The following is a 16,494-nucleotide window of genomic DNA, read 5'->3' on the forward strand; positions in this document are numbered from 1 at the left end:
AGGACACATGATCGTAGGTCAGATTCTGAAAGCGAAAGATATTGACGAGACCATCACCATTCGGCCGGACATGACGGTGGGCGAGGCGGCGAAGCTTTTGTCGAGCCGCAAGATCGGCGCGGTGATCGTCGCGACGGATCCGAAGCATCCGGAGGGCATCTTGTCCGAACGCGACATCGTGCGCGAGCTGGGCAAGACCGGCAGCGAGGTTTTGGCCCATAAGGTGTCGGATTTCATGACGCGGAAACTTGTGTCCTGCCGCCCCGACGATACGGCGCTGGCCGTGTTGGAGCGGATGAGCACCGGCCGGTTCCGCCACATGCCGGTGATGAGCGATGGCGAAATGATCGGCCTCGTGTCCATCGGCGATGTGGTCAAGGCGCGGCTTGAACAGTTGGCGATGGAGAACAAATCGCTCGAAGGCATGATCATGGGGCATTAAGGCCCTGAGTGTCATGAGAATTGCCTGGGTTGCAAAGAAATTTTGACATGTAACGGGGCGTTCGCGCCCCAATACGCCCCAAGCCTCTTGATTTCGCACCTGCAATATTGTTGCGTGCGCAGAAGGAAGAGGAGGAGACCACCCCATGCGTATCGGTTTGTACCCCGGCACATTCGACCCGGTGACCCACGGCCATGGCGACATCATTCGCCGGGCCTGTGCCCTCGTGGATCGTTTGGTGATCGGCGTGGCGATCAACCGCGACAAGGGGCCTTTGTTCAGCCTCGAAGAACGCGTCGAGATGTTGACCGAGTACACGGCGGAGCTTTCTGCGGACACCGGCTGTGAGATCGTTGTGCACCCCTTCGAGAACCTTTTGATCCAATGCGCGCGCGATGTGAATGCAAAGGTCATCATTCGCGGCCTGCGCGCCGTGGCTGATTTCGAGTATGAATATCAGATGGTTGGCATGAACCGGGCGCTTGATAGCAAGATCGAGACGGTGTTCCTCATGGCCGATGCCCGGCATCAGGCGATTGCCTCGAAACTGGTGAAGGAGATCGCGCGTCTCGATGGCGACATCTCGAAATTCGTCGCCCCCGAGGTCGAAGCGCGGCTTTTGGCCAAGTTCAAAGCCTGAAGTTATCAAACGCAAGACATGGAAACGCCCCGCAGGAGGAGGACTGCGGGGCGTTTTTCGTGCGTGATGTCTATGTCTTATCCGTAGATCGCGTCATGCGCCATCTGGCGGGCACGGTTTGCGTCGATGTTCAGGTCGGCTTTGACCTTATCGGAAAGGCCGTCGAGTTCGGCGAGGGTGCGGCGATAGGCGGCCCGTTTGCGGGCGGCGGAGGCGAGGGAGGTGAGCGTTTTCATAATGCCGATCCTTTGGGTCCAGTTTTCGTTTTCTGACCCTTATATGCGCCCGAAATAGCGCTAACACCAATGCCGGTTCGCCAAAATCGCTATGCGTTATGCGCATGGGTTTTAGGTAAGATGCATGTCTTCTGAAGCAGAAATTTGGTCAAAACGCCGGGATCACCCCGATTGCAACAAAGCCGTTGAGCACCGCATCCACGGCAACGGCGGCCAGCACCATGCCCATCACACGCGATACGATGGCCGCACCCGTATCGCCGATAACGCGCAGGATCGGTTGGGCCGCCATGAGGATCACGAGGGTGATCAAAAGCACGACGACCATGATCGTGGCCGTCATTGCCTGATGGGCGACGGAAAAGCGGTCGTTATCTGTGAGCATGACCACGGCGAGCATCGCACCGGGGGAGGCGATGGAGGGCATGGCGAGCGGAAAGACGGAGACGCGACGGGCCTGGACCTGTTGGTCGCTGCGGGGCTTTTCGACTTGAGCGGTTTCATGAGACGGTTTGCCGTCGCCGAAGATCATCGTGAGCGCGAAGAGGAACAGAACCAATCCGCCTGCGATCTGGAAAGACGGCAGGCCGAGGCCCAGAGCGTCCAGAACCACCTGACCCAACAAGATGAAGGCCAGGAGAATCACGAAGGCGATCACCACCGCGCGCGCGGCGGCCATACGCGCCAGACGCGGCGCGAGACCGGCGGTGGCGGCGATGAAGACGGGCAGGGTGCCAATCGGGTCGATGACAACCCAAAGCGTGATGAATTCGCTGAGAATGGTGGAAAAGCTGGGCATATAAGACTCGCGGATGTTTGTCCCTCACATAGCATTGCCCAGACCCCGAACAACAAGAAAACGCCCCGGATCACTCCGGGGCGTCTCCTTCTCCCGTTCGCGCGGGATAACTTATGCGTTTTTAGAGGAACTTGCTCATGGCGACCGCGGTGTCGGCCATACGGTTCGAGAAGCCCCATTCGTTGTCATACCAGGTCAGAATGCGGCACATGGTGCCTTCCATGACCTTGGTCTGATCTGTGTGGAAGATCGAGCTGTGCGGATCGTGGTTGAAATCCGAGGACACCAGTTTGCGGTCGGTGAAGCCGAGGATGCCTTTGAGCGGACCGTTTGCGGCAGCACGGATTTTGTCGTTGATCTCTTCGACAGAGGTCTCGCGGGCGGCCTCGAAGGTCAGGTCGACGACCGACACATTCGGGGTCGGCACGCGGATCGCCACGCCGTCGAGCTTGCCAGCCAATTCCGGCAGCACCAGTCCCACGGCTTTCGCAGCACCCGTAGAGGTCGGGATCATCGACAGGGCGGCGGCGCGGGCGCGATACAGGTCTTTGTGCATCGTGTCGAGCGTCGGCTGGTCGCCGGTGTAGCTGTGGATCGTGGTCATGAAGCCTTTGACGATGCCGATCTCGTCGTTCAGCACTTTGACGACCGGCGAGAGGCAGTTCGTGGTGCAGGACGCGTTGGAGACCACGAGGTCTTCGGCGGTCAGCACGTCGTCGTTCACACCGTAAACCACGGTCTTGTCAGCGCCTGCGGAAGGCGCAGAAACCAGCACGCGGGAGGCGCCGTTCTCGAGGTGGATCGCGGCTTTGTCGCGGGCGGTGAAGATGCCGGTGCATTCCATCACCACGTCGATATGCGACCACGGCAGTTCGGCCGGGTTGCGGATCGCGGTCACGGCAATCGGGCCACGGCCCACGTCGATGGTGTCTTCGGTAAATTTGACCTCGACCGGGAAACGGCCATGGACAGAATCGAACTGCAACAGGTGGGCGTTGGTTTCCACCGGACCCAGATCGTTGATCGCCACCACCTCGACATCGGTCCGACCCGATTCGATGATGGCGCGCAACACGTTACGCCCGATACGCCCAAATCCATTGATTGCAACTTTCACGGCCATGTCAGCACCTCCTTGACGCGATGGCTATTGAGAGAACGGGGAGGGTGTTCTCTCTCTCATAATCTCCAAGGGCCGATTATGGGCCCTCAGATGGACATCTGCTCCACACTGTTAGCGCTATCCGTGCGGAAGCGCCATGGGAAACCTAGAACTTTAGCGCCAGAACGCCAGCCAATGGATCAACCGCAGGATTTCGCGGGCCAAGAAGAGCGATGCCGCACCTCCATTGAGCCCTAAATCAAGGCCGAGCGCGATCAAGATCAAGATGGCAAGCCCGACGGCGATTGAGTTGGTCATGTTCTACGCTTTTGTCTGTCTTGCAGGCACAATGCGTCAGAGGTGTGAAGAAAAAAAGGGGGCAGATCAAAAAAAGCGGAAAAGGGCCCAAAGGTTGCCCTTTGGACCTCAAAGTGGTGTTCAAAAAAGAGACAGGACGGAGGCTCCTCTTCCTCCGCCCCGTATTGGGCCAGCGCTTAAGACAGGCGGCCCATTGCGGCGGCAACATCGGCCATACGTGCCGAGAAGCCCCATTCGTTGTCGTACCAGGCGAGCACGCGCACAGTGCGGCCGACGACCTTGGTCTGATCGGGCGCAAAGATCGACGACTCGGTGGTGTGGTTGAAGTCGATGGAGACCTTCGGCTCCGGGTCATAGCCCAGAACGGCGCCCATGTGACCGGCGGCGGCTTCGCGCACGACCTCGTTCACGTCCTCGACGGTGACGTCTTTGGAGGCCTGGAAGGTCAGATCGACACAGGAGACGTTCGGCGTCGGCACGCGAATCGAGGTGCCGTCCAATTTGCCTTTGAGTTCCGGCAGCACGAGCCCCAGCGCTTTGGCGGCGCCCGTCGAGGTCGGGATCATCGCCATGGAGGCGGCGCGGGCGCGATAGAGGTCCTTGTGGCGGCGGTCATGGGTGGACTGGTCGCCGGTGTAGGAGTGGATCGTGGTCATGATGCCGCTCTCGATGCCGATGCCATCGTTCAGCACTTTCGCCAGCGGCGCGAGGCAGTTGGTGGTGCAGGACCCGTTGGAGATGATTTTGTCTTCGGCCAGAATATCGCGGTGGTTCACGCCAAAGACCACGGTGCGCGCCACATTGGTCGCAGGTGCGGAAATCAGCACTTTTTTGGCACCATTGCGCAGGTGCACGGCGGATTTTTCACCATCGTTGAACTTGCCGGAGCATTCGAGCACGACATCGACGCCTTCCCAATCCAGCTCTTCGGGATTGTAGGTGGACATCACCTCGATCGGGCCCTGACCCAGATCCATGGTGTTGCCGGCGACTTTGACGGAGCCGTTGAAGCGGCCATGGACCGAGTCGTATTTCAAAAGGTGCGCGTTGGTCTCGATGGGGCCGGTGGCGTTGATCTTGACCACTTCCACTTCGTTGAGCCCGGCTTCGGAAATATGCGCGAGAGTACAGCGTCCGATGCGGCCAAAGCCATTGATCCCGAGTTTGATGGTCATGATGAATCTCCAAGCTGATCTGTTTGGCGTGGGTCTTTGGGGCCGGTATACAAAGGTGTGCTGTGCTGGAAAAGCATTTAACGCCAACATGTTGGCGCAAACATATTCGTTATCGCAAACATTGAGCATAAACCTGTGCGGCTGTTTGAACCTTGGGCGAGGGGCCAGCCCCTCGCGCTCCCCGGGATATTTCAGGACAAAAGAAGGTGCAGCCGTTGGCGCCGGGCGCGCGACTCTATTTGCGCGTCGGTGCGGAGCGCCTGTGCGAAGGCTGTGCGAAGGCTGTGAGAAAGGTCCGCGCTTCAGTGCGGGTGTCAGGCATGTCAGAGAACGCCGCGACCTCTTCCGGGGACTGGCCAGTCGAGTGCATTCTTGAACCGGCCGGGCAGTGCGCGGGCATATTCCAGGACGCAGAGGATGAGACCGTCGGCGCGCGCGATGAGATCGGCAAAGGCGGCGACAGACGCCGAGCGGGGATGTTCAAGGTCGGGCGAAAACACCGGAAGCGCGGCGATGCGGTCAAAGACCGTGATGAAGATCCCATGAGGGGCGACATCGGCGAGGCTACAAAGCAGGGCGGTGTTGGTGGAGGCGCGGCGGGCGCTGCCGGAGAGGGCGAGGATGTTCATGCGCACAGATCACGACAGCGGCCTGTCTGGGTCAAGATCATCTGGGAAAGCCGCCATAAGAAAAGGAAAAAGCCCGCGCTGAGGCGGGCTTTTAATGTCTTTGTCCTTCGGATGTGGCCGGAGGAGGGTCTTTAGCGTTAGCCCAAGAGTGCTTTGACCTGAGCCACCACGTTCTCGGCGGTGATGCCGAATTTCTCGTAGAGCTCGTCTGCGGGCGCGGAGGCGCCAAAGCGGGTCATGCCGACAAAGGCCTGTTTCGCTTCGCGGCCCCGCTCGCCCAAGAGCCAGCGGTCCCAGCCGCCGTCCCGCACAGCGGCCTCGACGCCAACGCGCACCGGACCTGCGGGCAGGACCTTGCGACGGTAGGCTTCGTCTTGCTCGGCGAACAGTTCCATACAGGGCATGGAGACCACGCGGGTGCCGATGCCATTGTCCTGAAGGAGTTTGCGGGCTTCCATGGCGATGGCCACTTCGGAGCCGGTGGCGATCAGGATCGCCTCACGCTTGCCCTCGGCTTCGGCCAGCACGTAAGCGCCTTTGGACACGAGGTTGGTGTTTTTATGCTCGGTGCGCAGCGTCGGCACGCCCTGACGGGTCAACACGAGGACGGAGGGCGTTTTCTGCGAAGTGAGCGCGATTTCCCAAGCCTCGGCGGTCTCGACCGTGTCACAGGGACGGATCGTCAGCGTGTTCGGCGTCGCACGGCAGATGGCGAGATGCTCGACCGGCTGGTGAGTCGGGCCGTCTTCGCCCAGACCGATGGAATCGTGGGTCATCACATAGGTCACCGGGATCTGCATCAGAGCCGAGAGACGCATCGCCGGGCGGGCGTAATCGGTGAAGCAGAAGAAGGTGCCGGAGTAGGGACGAATCCCGCCGTGAAGCGCCATGCCGTTCATCGCGGCGGCCATGCCGTGTTCGCGGATGCCGTAATAGACGTAGCGGCCCTTGCGGTTGGTCTCGTCAAAGACACCCATGTCGCCGGTCAACGTGTTGTTCGAGCCGGTGAGGTCGGCGGAGCCGCCAATGGTCTCGGGCATGATCGGGTTGATCACTTCGAGCACTTTTTGCGAGGACGACCGCGTGGCCAGCTTCGGCTGCTCTTCGGAGATCTGTTTCTTGAACGCTTTGATCGTGGCGGAGAGTTTCTTCGGGGCCTCGCCTGCGAAGACGCGGTTGAACTCGGCCTGACGGCGCTCGGATTGCTCTTCGAAACGGGCTTCCCAGGCGACGCGGTCTTCGCGACCGCGTGCGCCGATCTCTTCCCACTGCGATTTAACGTCTTCGGCAACCTGATAGGCGCCCCAGTTGACACCATAGGCGGCTTTGGCGGCGGCCAGTTGGTCGGCGTCGGTCAATGCGCCGTGGCCTTTGGACGTGTCCTGTGCGGCGTGACCCAGAGCGATGTGGGTTTTGCAGGCGATCATCGACGGTTTCTTGGACTTCTTCGCGGCCTCGATGGCGGCGTCGATCTGGTCCGGGTCATGACCGTCAATGGATTGAACATGCCAGCCGGAGGCTTTGAAGCGCGCGACCTGATCGGTGCGGTCGGCGATGTCCACGGTGCCGTCGATGGTGATGTTGTTGTTGTCCCAGAAGACGATCAGCTTGCCGAGTTTCTGACGACCGGCGAGGGCAATGGCTTCTTGCGACACACCTTCCATGAGACAGCCGTCGCCGGCCATCACATAGGTGTGGTGGTTCTGGAGCTTGGACCCGAAACGGGCGCGCAAGGATTCCTCGGCCATGGCGAAACCAACGGCGTTGGAGATGCCCTGACCCAGCGGACCGGTGGTGGTTTCGACGCCATCCAGCAGGAAGTTCTCCGGGTGACCGGCGGTTTTCGCGCCCATCTGGCGGAAATTCTTGATCTGCTCGAGCGGCATCTCTTTGTAGCCGGTCAAATAGAGCAGGGAGTAGATCAGCATGGAGCCGTGGCCCGCCGACAGGATAAAGCGGTCACGATCCGGCCAGAGCGGTGCGGCGGCATCGAATTTCAGGTGCTTTTCAAACAGCACGGTGGCCACATCGGCCATGCCCATCGGCATGCCGGAGTGACCGGAATTGGCACCGGCGACGGCATCGAGCGTCAGGGTGCGGATGGCGGCGGCACGCATCCAGTGATCGGGGTGCGCCTCGCGCAGGGTTGCGATGTCCACGGGCGGATCTCCTCATAGCTCCGATATGAGGCCGAAATCGGTGCGGAACGCCACGATGTCTGGCCTTTCGGGCCTCCTGATAACGATACTGGCCCAAAGTGCAAGCCGCGAGGCGGCATGATTGGCCCCCCGCGACCCTATGGAAGCAGTACGAAACAGGTGGTGCGGGCGGTTTTGGCCGGTTTCGCCTTCGCATATTGGTAAATCCTGCCCTTTAGGCTAGGCTCTCGAATCAAGAGAAAACAGATGTGCCCGCGGATGAGCTTTTTGCGCTTCGCCCTTGAGGACAAAGGAAGTTTCGAGTTTCCTGTTCCGAAGATGGGGCCGCATGAAGGGAAAGGCGGGGCATCGTGACAAAGACTGAGCAGAGTGTGAGTAGACGTCCATGAGCGAGATTTCCGATTTCGAAGCCCGGATCACGGCGGCGCTGGAGCGGATCGGGCGCGCGGTGGCTGTGGCCGAAGAGCGTGCCGAGGCGGCCACAGAAGCGGCCAGTGACGCCCCCGTTGGAGGAATCGCCAGCGAAGAGGCGGAGGCCGAGATTGCCCGCCTGCACGATGCACTTGAGGAAGAGAAATCGGCCAACAGTCAGCTCGAAGAGCGCGTGAAGGCGATTCACGACCGTCAGGAAAGCCATGTCGCGGCACTTGAGGAAGAGGTTGAAACCCTGCGTCGTCAGTTGATGGATCATGACCGCGAGATGCAAAAGCTGCGTCACGTGAACACCCAGCTGCGCAACAACAACGCGGCGCTCAGGGCGGCCAATGCCGAAGGTGTCGGGGACGCCGGTCTGATCGATGCGGGGCTTCATGCAGAGGTGGAAGCGCTGCGTGTGGCGCGCGAATCCGATGTCACGGAACTGGATGCGATCCTGACCGAGCTGCGCGCGGTGGTGTCGCGCCATGGGGCCGACGAGGTGACTGATGCGGGGCCAGAGCGATCCCCGCGTGGGGAGTATTAAGAGATGCCTGAAGTGAAAATCTCCATTGGCGGACGTGATTTCGATGTGGCTTGTCAGGTCGGCGAAGAACATTTCCTGAAATCCGCCGCCGAGCTTTTGGACAATGAGGCCTCTGTGCTGTCCAGCCAGATCGGGCGTCTGCCTGCGGAGCGGATGCTGTTGATGGCGGGCTTGATGCTTGCGGATAAGACGGCGGGCATGGAAGAGCAGATGCGCAGCCTTGAGACCAAACTCGGCGCGCAGGAAGCGTTGATCGAGGAAATGCGCGCGCGGCCCGAGCCCGAGCCGCAAAAGGTCGAGGTGCCTGTGGTGCCCAATGAGGTGATGGACACGCTGGCCGAAATGGCGGCACGGACCGAGGCCATGGCGGCGGCGTTTGAGGAGCGTCTGGGCGTGACGGACAGCTTCGAGGCCTGATGCCCTCAGATCCCCTCATGATGTGAGGTCATGAGGGGCTCGGCGGGTCAATTCCCGGGGACGGCTACGTCATCGGCATGCGGAGACATCGTCCACGACAGCATCTTTCAGGATGAAATATCCGTTTTCTGCGGCCACCAAAATTGCGTCGCGGTCCGGCAAATAGGCCGCATCTGACCATGGAAAATATTTTGAAACCTTGATCTGGGCGCCGATGATGCGAAGTTCATCGCCGGACGAGATGTCAAACGCTTGGATTTGTTCGTCGCCAATTGAAACATAGGCGTCAGAATTGGGCAGATAGATCGCAACGGAGCGATTATGTCGAAGCTTTGTTTGCCCGGGCCCCGGAACCTCTGTGGTGAATTGCGTTTTGAAACCAGAGAGCCCCATGAGCCGGTCAGGGTCCACGCCGTCAAGGTCAGGATCAGACATCTGATCGAAATCGGTATAGACGTTTCGAAAATCCTGCTCGCGGGCCGGACCCCAGACGCCGCCACGCTCTTCGAGGCGAATGATGAACCGCCCTTTGAAGGGGCCCAAGGCCTCCTGCATGTCGATCAACAAACGATAGGGGTATGTCAGCAGCACCACGTCTTTCACAAAGACCCATGGTTCGGGCGCAAATGCCCCGAGATCATGGACATGTTGCGTGGCGTCGATCAGATAAACCCGGTTTTCCTCTTCTGTGGCCAAAAAGGTAATGTTGATCTCGGGAATGTCGAGGATGGTGGAGATCCTGTCATGATGTTTTGGGGACTGACGCATCACATCCACCGCACGCATCTCATGATCCTCAATCGCAAAGATCTCGTTTCTGATGTCGCGCGCGAGCAAAAGCGCATTCATTGGGGATGACCAGCCTGCTTTGCGAATGTTGCGCCCTTCATCAATCAAATTTTTGATCTGCATCTGCCGGGTAAACTCCCCGGTTTCCGGGTCTTGTCGCCAGAATTCCTTTTGGTCTCTGACCCCGAATATGCCGATGAGCTCTCCCGAGCCGGTCGGATAGACCCAGGTCAGCTGCCCTGGGGAGGGGCGGGGGGCCTTGAGCGGGATGAACTGGTTGTGACGGATGAACCCGGTCACGATGTTCTTTTTCTCCGGGTCACCAAGAGCAAAAATGTCATTTTCAGCGAGGTCAGATTGTACAACCGTATTGAGCCTGAATGGAGGGGCTGGCGGGGCGGTCTGGAAGGCGACCGGGGCCACGCAGAGGGCTTTTACGGCTGTGTTGGCAAAGCCGGGTATGGGCGCGAGGGCGGCGAGAATGGCAAGTAGGTGAAAGTGTTGCATGGATGTGCCTGGTCTCCAAAATCGGACTGCCCGGACAGCGAAAAGATCACCGCGAAAATAAGCCAATCCATTGAATAAAGCGTTTCGAGTTTAACTGTGATTGATCACAGAAAGTCGAAACGCGCGCTGCATTTGAGCGTTGCACAGCGTTTCTGTTCAAACCTTGCTTCAGGTTTAAGCAGAAACGCTTCAGCCACCAAATCAGATTTCAAAAATAAAACACCCGCCAAGATATGTCTCGGCAGGTGGTCATCAATATACATGTCAAACCGGGCCCTGTCAGCCCGCTTTGAGGCGCTTGATCCAAATGGGATCAGACGTTCGCGGCGCGAATCTGATCGGCTTTTTCGGTGTCGAAGGCCACGCCCTTGTCTGCCAGCATCTGGTCCAGCTCGCCCGAGAGGGTCATCTCGATCACGATGTCACAGCCGCCGACGAATTCGCCTTTGACATAAAGCTGCGGGATGGTCGGCCAGTCGGAGAAGTCTTTGATGCCCTGACGAATGTCCTGATCGGCCAGCACGTTCACGTCGAGATACTCACCCCCCATGAAATTCAGGATGCCCGCCACTTTCGACGAGAATCCGCATTGCGGCATCTGCGAGGTGCCTTTCATGAAAAGCACGACATCATTGTCGTCGACGGTTTTCTGGATGGTTTCCTGAGCGGACATGGGCGTTTTCCTTTCGGGTGTCGGCGCGGTCTGGGCCGACATGAGATTAGGGCTTCGGCGCGGATTGGCCAGTAAGCGGGGTTTACTCGGGGGCGCGGGTGGTCAGGGCCAGCGCGTGCAACTCGCCGCTGGCGAGCTTTTCTTTCAGCGTCGCATTCACGGCGCGTTGTTGCTGCACCCGGTTCATGCCTTTGAACGAAGCGTCGATCACTTCGGCGGCGAAATGCTGACCGTCATCTCCCTGAACGATGATCTGGGCGTCGGGAAAGCCTGCGCGGATCAGGTGTTCGATATCGGTGGCGGTGATGGCCATGTAGGGCGCTCCTTGGTTGGTCGTCGGAATGAAATGTAAGGCGTGCCGCGCGGGCCTGCAAGCGTTCAGGCGCGGCTCTGTTGTGCAAGGTCGCTCAGGAACTGCTCGTAGTCTGACGCGAGCGTGGGGGTGTCGGCCCAAAGGCGGGCGCATTTGCGCAAGAGACGCTGGCGCTCGATCTCCAGGGCGTCGGTCAGGTCGAGGCTTTCGGCCTCAATCAACTGTTTCATGCGTTCGTGCAGCGGTTTGAGCCGCTCGAAATCCCGGATCATTGCGGGCAAAAGTGTCGGGTCGAGGCGCCAGCTTTCGCCGTTGAAGCGCAGCTGCGTGACGCGTTGCCCGGCACCTGCGCAGTCATAAAGCACACAGCCGCGATTGCCGATCTCGTCGAGCTGGTCGTGGCACGAACAGAGATGCCCGTCGAGATTGCGGCAGGGCGTACCGGCCGGTTTGTCGAAGGAAAACAGATCGCCCTTGTCAAGCGTCAGCCCGACACAGCAGAGCGCGGCACATTGGGAGCAGTCGGAGGTGAGATCTGGGAGGGCGGTCATGGAAACTTCTTAACGTAAAAGGCCCGCCAGATCAGCGGGCCTTTGAGTGAGTATTTCTGCAGCAGAGGAAACTTAACCGAAAATCTCTCCGAAAGTGCCGCGATAGAGGGCGGACAGTTCGGAGAGCGACGCGCTGGAGGTGCCGAAGCTGACCGTGTCGCCGGTGAATTTCCCGACGGTGGCCAGCGGCACACCGGCTTGGGCAGCGGCGGCCATGAGGGCTTCGGCTTGGTCGAAGGAACAGGCGACGAGGTAGCGGGCCTGATCTTCGCCAAAGAGCGTCGCGGTGTCGCCCGCATCGAGATGCACGCCGACGCCAGCCTCTTCGGCCATTTCAAAGGCGGCAAGCGCGAGGCCGCCGTCGGAGAGGTCGGTCACGGCGTTGAAGAGCGCCCCGTTGGCGCGGATGAACTCGCCGTTGCGTTTCTCGGCGGCCAGATCCACATGTGGGGCGTCACCGTCCTGGCGGTTGAAGACCTCATAGAGCAGGGCGGATTGGCCCAGAAGGCCCTGCGTTTCACCGATGAGAACAGCGACGTCGCCGTCCTGCGCCAGACCGGAGATCAGATCATCCTCAGAGGCGATGAGCCCCACGGCGCCGATGGTGGGCGTCGGCAGGATGCCGATCCCGTCGGTCTCGTTGTAAAGCGACACGTTGCCCGACACGATCGGCATGTCGAGGAAGGCGACGGCCTGACCGACTCCGTCCAATGCGCCGACGAATTGGCCCATGATTTCTGGCTTTTCGGGGTTGCCGAAGTTCAGGTTGTCGGTGGTCGCGAGAGGTTTCGCGCCGACAGCGGAAAGGTTGCGGTAGGCTTCGGCGACGGCTTGTTTGCCGCCCTCGACGGGGTTCGCCTTGACGTAGCGCGGGGTCACGTCGGAGGTGAAGGCGAGCATTTTACCGGTGTCATGCACGCGGATCACGCCCGCGCCGAGGCCCGGTTTGCGCACGGTGTCGGCCATGACCTGGGTGTCATATTGCTCAAAGACCCAGGCTTTGGACGCGTAGTTCGGCGAGGCGAGCAGGCCTTTGAGACCGTCGATGCCGTCGATCTGGGGCACGTCGGCGACCTGTTCGGCGGCCGGCGTCGGGACCCAGGGACGGTCGTATTCCGGCGCGGAGGAGGCCAGCGTCGAGAGCGGCAGGTCACCCATGCAGGTGCCGTTGTGCATGATGAGAAAGCGGTCCTCGGAGATGGTTTCGCCGACGATGGCGAAATCCAGATCCCATTTCTCGAAAACGGCGCGGGCTTCGGCCTCTTTTTCGGGTTTCAAGACCATGAGCATGCGTTCCTGAGACTCGGAGAGCATCATCTCGTAAGCGGTCATGTTTTCTTCGCGCTGGGGCACGTTTTCGAGGTCAAGCCGGATGCCAAGCCCGCCCTTGTCGCCCATTTCGACCGCAGAACAGGTCAGGCCCGCAGCGCCCATGTCCTGGATCGAGATCACGGCGCCGGTGGCCATGAGTTCCAGCGTGGCTTCCATCAGGCATTTCTCGGTGAACGGATCGCCGACCTGAACGGTGGGGCGTTTGTCCTCGATGGTATCGTCGAATTCCGCCGAGGCCATGGTCGCGCCGCCGACGCCATCGCGGCCGGTTTTTGCGCCCAAGTAGACGACAGGCATGCCGACGCCGGAGGCCGCCGAGTAGAAGATCTTGTCGGTGTCTGCCAGACCCGCCGCGAAAGCGTTCACAAGGCAGTTGCCATTGTAAGCCTCATGGAAGCGGACTTCGCCGCCCACGGTCGGAACGCCGAAACAGTTGCCGTAGCCGCCGACGCCTTCGACGACGCCGTGGACGAGCTGTTTGGTTTTCTTGTGATCTTTGACGCCGAAGGAGAGCGAATTCATCGCCGCAATAGGCCGCGCGCCCATGGTGAAGACGTCACGCAGGATGCCGCCCACGCCGGTCGCGGCCCCCTGATAGGGCTCGATGTAGGAGGGGTGGTTGTGGCTTTCCATTTTGAAGACCACACATTGCCCGTCGCCGATGTCGACGATGCCCGCGTTTTCACCCGGGCCACAGATGACTTGCGGACCGGAGGTCGGCAGGCCGCGCAGGTGTTTTTTCGAAGACTTGTAAGAGCAGTGCTCGTTCCACATCGCAGAAAAGATGCCAAGCTCCGTGAACGTCGGCTCCCGGTTCAGAATGCGCAGGATCTCGGCGTATTCGTCGGGTTTGAGGCCATGGGCGGCGATGATCTCTTCGGTGATGGCGGGCTCGGTCATGTGGGTCCCCTAAACGGCAGCTTCGCTTTGCGGACCTATTAGGCTGTTTGTGGCCTTGGGGAAAGAGGGAATGGCGCAAGATAGGCCGTGAAAACAAGGTCTGAGCGTGAATTCGATCGTCAGATGCGGGCGTCTGAAAACGCGGCGGCGCGCGTTTCGGAAGATGCTGCGCAAAACTGGGGGGCATTCTTATAGAGGAGGCGAAAAAAAAGGCCGAGCAAAGCTCGGCCTAAGTCCAACAGGGAGGTAAAACCGCCGCGAGTTTCCTCATTTGGCGGCCTCATTGCTGCATTTAGGGGCAGTTTGTGAATCGTTCAAGGAAATTTCTGCGATTGCAGTGCAATGCTGTCATGCAGAAATCGCATAGCACTCAAGACGCAGAAGCGCCTTGAGCTCAAAGGGGACGGAAGAGGAGGGGGCGGCTCAGAGGGTCAGGCGGTTTCGTCCTCGTCGCGCATGTTGCGACGGTGGGCGTTGATCTCTTCGGTGATGAAATCCCGGAACACTTCGATCCGCTTGGAGTGCCGCAATTCCTCGGGATAGGCGAGGAACACCGGCACTTCGCCGCTCTCCAGATCGGGCAGCACCCGCACCAGATGCGGCGCACTTTCGACGAGATAATCCGGCAGCACGCCGATGCCGAGGTGGTTCAGCACGGCTTGCAACACGCCGAAATAGTTGTTCACGAAGAGTTTCGAGCGAATGTCATGTTCGTTCAACTCTTCGACCAGACGCGCGCCGGCGGCGACCTGATGCGCATTCGGGTTCTGACAGATCAGACGATGCGTCGAGAGATCGTCGACGGTGGCGGGCGTGCCGTATTTTTCGAGATAGTTATCGGTCGCAAAGAGCCGCATGCGAATGTTCATGAGGCGCTTGCGGATGAGATCGGCCTGCGATGGCTCTTTCATCCGAATGGCGACGTCGGCCTCACGCATCGGCAGGTCGAGCACGCGCTCCTCGAGCATGAGATCAATCTTGAGATCGGGGTATTTGTCATAAAGTTTCGACAGGCGGGGCGCGAGCCAGAGCGTGCCAAAGCCGGTCGCCGAGGTGACACGCAGCTCGCCGTAAACCTCTTCTTCGCTGTCACGAATGCGCGCGGCGGCCGCGTCAAGGCGTTTCGCCATGGCGCGGGTGGCCTCAAAGAGCAACTCGCCCTGTTCGGTGAGAATCAACCCGCGGGCATGGCGGTGGAACAGCGTGGTGGAGAGCGATTCTTCGAGCGCGCGGATCTGGCGCGACACGGCGGACTGGCTCAAATGCAGCGTATCCCCGGCATGCGTGAGCGATCCTGCGTCCGCAACCGCGTGGAAAATTCTCAGTTTGTCCCAGTCCATACCCATCACCTGCTTCGATCTACCGTCATTTTACACAATATAGGGGCTGACGGCGCGTCTTGGCCGCTTCTTTCGTTTTTTTTGCCCAGACCGCAAGCGAAATGCTTTGCGCTAACACAAATTACCGTAGGAAAGTTGAGCATTTGCAAATTTTTCAGGCGATGTGATCTCTGCGGCTCCGGCTTGGCCTTGATGCGGATTTTTCATATCGTTTTCGTGACGATCAGGGAGGATCAAGGGCATGGATGTCAAAGATCAGGAGGTCGGCCTGATGCCAGAGCGCACGGGGGGCAAGCGCGCCGGTTTCGACGCCGGACAGGCGGCGCGGGACATCTCCTATGCCAGTTCGGCGGCGACACGGTCAGGCCGCGTTTTGATCCGCTTGATGGAGAACGCCACCGGGCGGTTGGGCGTGATCCGCCGTGCCAAGGGCTATGATGCGGAGGTCGCGGCGGGGCGTGATTTCTGGGCGGTGATGGCGGAGCGCTATGGGCTGAGCCTTGAGGTGATCCGGGGCAGTTTGGCCAATATCCCGGCGCAAGGCCCGCTGATCGTGGTGGCCAATCATCCCTACGGCATTCTCGATGGCTTGATGCTGGGGCATATCCTGTCGCTGGCGCGCGGCGATTTTCGCATTCTGGCGCATCGGGTGTTCAAGAAGGCCGAGGACATCGACCGCGTGATCCTGCCGATTTCTTTCGAGGAGACGAAGGAGGCGGTGGCGCTCAATCTGGAGACCCGCAAGGAGGCGCTGCGCTATCTCGCCGACGGCGGTTGCATCGGAATTTTTCCAGGTGGCACGGTGTCGACCTCCGCCAAGCCTTTGGGGCAGCCCCTGGATCCCGGCTGGCGGGCGTTTACCGCGAAAATGGTGGCGAAATCCGGGGCCACGGTGGTGCCGATCTATTTCGACGGGGCCAATTCGCGTCTGTTTCAATTGGCGAGCCACCTGCATGCCACCTTGCGGATGGGGTTGTTGATCCGGGAGTTCCGCCGCAGCTTAGGCGCGCCGGTGCGGGTGGCGATTGGCGCGCCCATCGGGCCGGAGCGTCTGGCCGAATTCCGCGGGGATGCGAAAAAGTTGATGGATTTTCTACGCGCCGAGACCTATTCACTATCGTCAAAGCCTTTGGTTCAGGCCGGGCTGGGCTTTGAATTCGAAGCGAAACATGGCGCAAAGGTCCGACAGGGCCTGAAGGATCGGTATTGAG

The 16,494-nt window shown here is 60.0% G+C and carries 19 protein-coding genes; 5 read left to right on the plus strand and 14 right to left on the minus strand.

The annotated features are described in order from the left end of the window. Window positions 1–7: 7 nt before the first annotated feature. Window positions 8–442, plus strand: coding sequence for a CBS domain-containing protein (locus tag HCZ23_RS13110; RefSeq protein ID WP_167602165.1), 435 nt, complete (start codon window positions 8–10; stop codon window positions 440–442). 145 nt (window positions 443–587) lie between these two features. Next, on the plus strand, window positions 588–1,082 hold the full coding sequence (coaD, locus tag HCZ23_RS13115) for a pantetheine-phosphate adenylyltransferase (RefSeq protein WP_167602166.1): 495 nt from the start codon (window positions 588–590) through the stop codon (window positions 1,080–1,082). A 77-nt stretch (window positions 1,083–1,159) separates the two neighbouring features. Here the strand turns inward: coaD and HCZ23_RS13120 are convergent, their stop codons facing one another. From HCZ23_RS13120 to tkt, 7 genes are all read right to left on the minus strand, one after another. Further along, window positions 1,160–1,318, minus strand: coding sequence for a DUF1127 domain-containing protein (locus tag HCZ23_RS13120; protein WP_167602167.1), 159 nt, complete (start codon window positions 1,316–1,318; stop codon window positions 1,160–1,162). A gap of 148 nt (window positions 1,319–1,466) precedes the next feature. Then, window positions 1,467–2,117, minus strand: coding sequence for a MarC family protein (locus HCZ23_RS13125; protein ID WP_167602168.1), 651 nt, complete (start codon window positions 2,115–2,117; stop codon window positions 1,467–1,469). Window positions 2,118–2,238: 121 nt separating this feature from the next. After that, complete coding sequence (gap, locus tag HCZ23_RS13130; RefSeq protein WP_167602169.1) at window positions 2,239–3,240, minus strand: type I glyceraldehyde-3-phosphate dehydrogenase; 1,002 nt, start codon at window positions 3,238–3,240, stop codon at window positions 2,239–2,241. Between the two features lie 153 nt (window positions 3,241–3,393). Continuing rightward, entirely contained in the window at window positions 3,394–3,537 is a 144-nt protein-coding gene (locus HCZ23_RS13135; RefSeq protein ID WP_167602170.1) for a hypothetical protein, read from the minus strand. Between the two features lie 176 nt (window positions 3,538–3,713). Then, window positions 3,714–4,712: a type I glyceraldehyde-3-phosphate dehydrogenase gene (gene gap / locus HCZ23_RS13140; protein WP_167602171.1), complete on the minus strand. Its 999-nt coding sequence runs from the start codon at window positions 4,710–4,712 to the stop codon at window positions 3,714–3,716. Window positions 4,713–5,035: 323 nt separating this feature from the next. Then, entirely contained in the window at window positions 5,036–5,341 is a 306-nt protein-coding gene (locus tag HCZ23_RS13145) for an NADPH-dependent FMN reductase (RefSeq protein ID WP_167602172.1), read from the minus strand. A 137-nt stretch (window positions 5,342–5,478) separates the two neighbouring features. Beyond that, window positions 5,479–7,500 carry a transketolase gene (tkt, locus tag HCZ23_RS13150; protein ID WP_167602173.1) on the minus strand — a complete coding sequence of 674 codons (2,022 nt, stop codon included), beginning with the start codon at window positions 7,498–7,500 and terminating at the stop codon, window positions 5,479–5,481. Between the two features lie 385 nt (window positions 7,501–7,885). Between tkt and HCZ23_RS13155 the strand changes: the two genes are divergently transcribed. Both HCZ23_RS13155 and HCZ23_RS13160 read left to right on the plus strand, forming a co-directional pair. Then, entirely contained in the window at window positions 7,886–8,461 is a 576-nt protein-coding gene (locus HCZ23_RS13155; RefSeq protein ID WP_167602174.1) for a hypothetical protein, read from the plus strand. 3 nt (window positions 8,462–8,464) lie between these two features. Next, window positions 8,465–8,878, plus strand: a complete 414-nt coding sequence (locus tag HCZ23_RS13160; protein WP_167602175.1) for a cell division protein ZapA — start codon at window positions 8,465–8,467, stop codon at window positions 8,876–8,878. Window positions 8,879–8,947: 69 nt separating this feature from the next. Here HCZ23_RS13160 and HCZ23_RS13165 read toward each other — a convergent pair whose 3' ends face one another. The 7 genes from HCZ23_RS13165 to HCZ23_RS13195 all read right to left on the minus strand — a co-directional run bounded on the left by HCZ23_RS13165 (window position 8,948) and on the right by HCZ23_RS13195 (window position 15,283). Continuing rightward, a complete protein-coding gene (locus HCZ23_RS13165) occupies window positions 8,948–10,240 on the minus strand; it encodes a hypothetical protein (RefSeq protein WP_167602176.1) in 1,293 nt (430 codons plus the stop codon). Window positions 10,241–10,278: 38 nt separating this feature from the next. Further along, window positions 10,279–10,437 (minus strand): hypothetical protein, encoded by a 159-nt coding sequence (locus tag HCZ23_RS13170; protein WP_167602177.1) that lies wholly within the window; start codon window positions 10,435–10,437, stop codon window positions 10,279–10,281. A gap of 50 nt (window positions 10,438–10,487) precedes the next feature. Next, window positions 10,488–10,847 (minus strand): Grx4 family monothiol glutaredoxin, encoded by a 360-nt coding sequence (gene grxD, locus HCZ23_RS13175; RefSeq protein ID WP_167602178.1) that lies wholly within the window; start codon window positions 10,845–10,847, stop codon window positions 10,488–10,490. An 82-nt stretch (window positions 10,848–10,929) separates the two neighbouring features. Continuing rightward, window positions 10,930–11,160: a BolA family protein gene (locus HCZ23_RS13180; RefSeq protein WP_167602179.1), complete on the minus strand. Its 231-nt coding sequence runs from the start codon at window positions 11,158–11,160 to the stop codon at window positions 10,930–10,932. A gap of 65 nt (window positions 11,161–11,225) precedes the next feature. Then, window positions 11,226–11,711 (minus strand): hypothetical protein, encoded by a 486-nt coding sequence (locus tag HCZ23_RS13185; protein WP_167602180.1) that lies wholly within the window; start codon window positions 11,709–11,711, stop codon window positions 11,226–11,228. 72 nt (window positions 11,712–11,783) lie between these two features. Continuing rightward, on the minus strand, window positions 11,784–13,943 hold the full coding sequence (purL, locus tag HCZ23_RS13190) for a phosphoribosylformylglycinamidine synthase subunit PurL (protein ID WP_167602181.1): 2,160 nt from the start codon (window positions 13,941–13,943) through the stop codon (window positions 11,784–11,786). Between the two features lie 431 nt (window positions 13,944–14,374). Then, on the minus strand, window positions 14,375–15,283 hold the full coding sequence (locus HCZ23_RS13195; RefSeq protein ID WP_167602182.1) for a LysR family transcriptional regulator: 909 nt from the start codon (window positions 15,281–15,283) through the stop codon (window positions 14,375–14,377). A 271-nt stretch (window positions 15,284–15,554) separates the two neighbouring features. Here HCZ23_RS13195 and HCZ23_RS13200 point away from each other — a divergent pair, with 271 nt between their 5' ends. After that, window positions 15,555–16,493 (plus strand): lysophospholipid acyltransferase family protein, encoded by a 939-nt coding sequence (locus HCZ23_RS13200; protein ID WP_167602258.1) that lies wholly within the window; start codon window positions 15,555–15,557, stop codon window positions 16,491–16,493. The last annotated feature ends 1 nt before the right edge of the window (window position 16,494 follow it).

The sequence above is a fragment of the Celeribacter sp. HF31 genome, assembly GCF_011806455.1.
GTDB lineage: Bacteria > Pseudomonadota > Alphaproteobacteria > Rhodobacterales > Rhodobacteraceae > Celeribacter.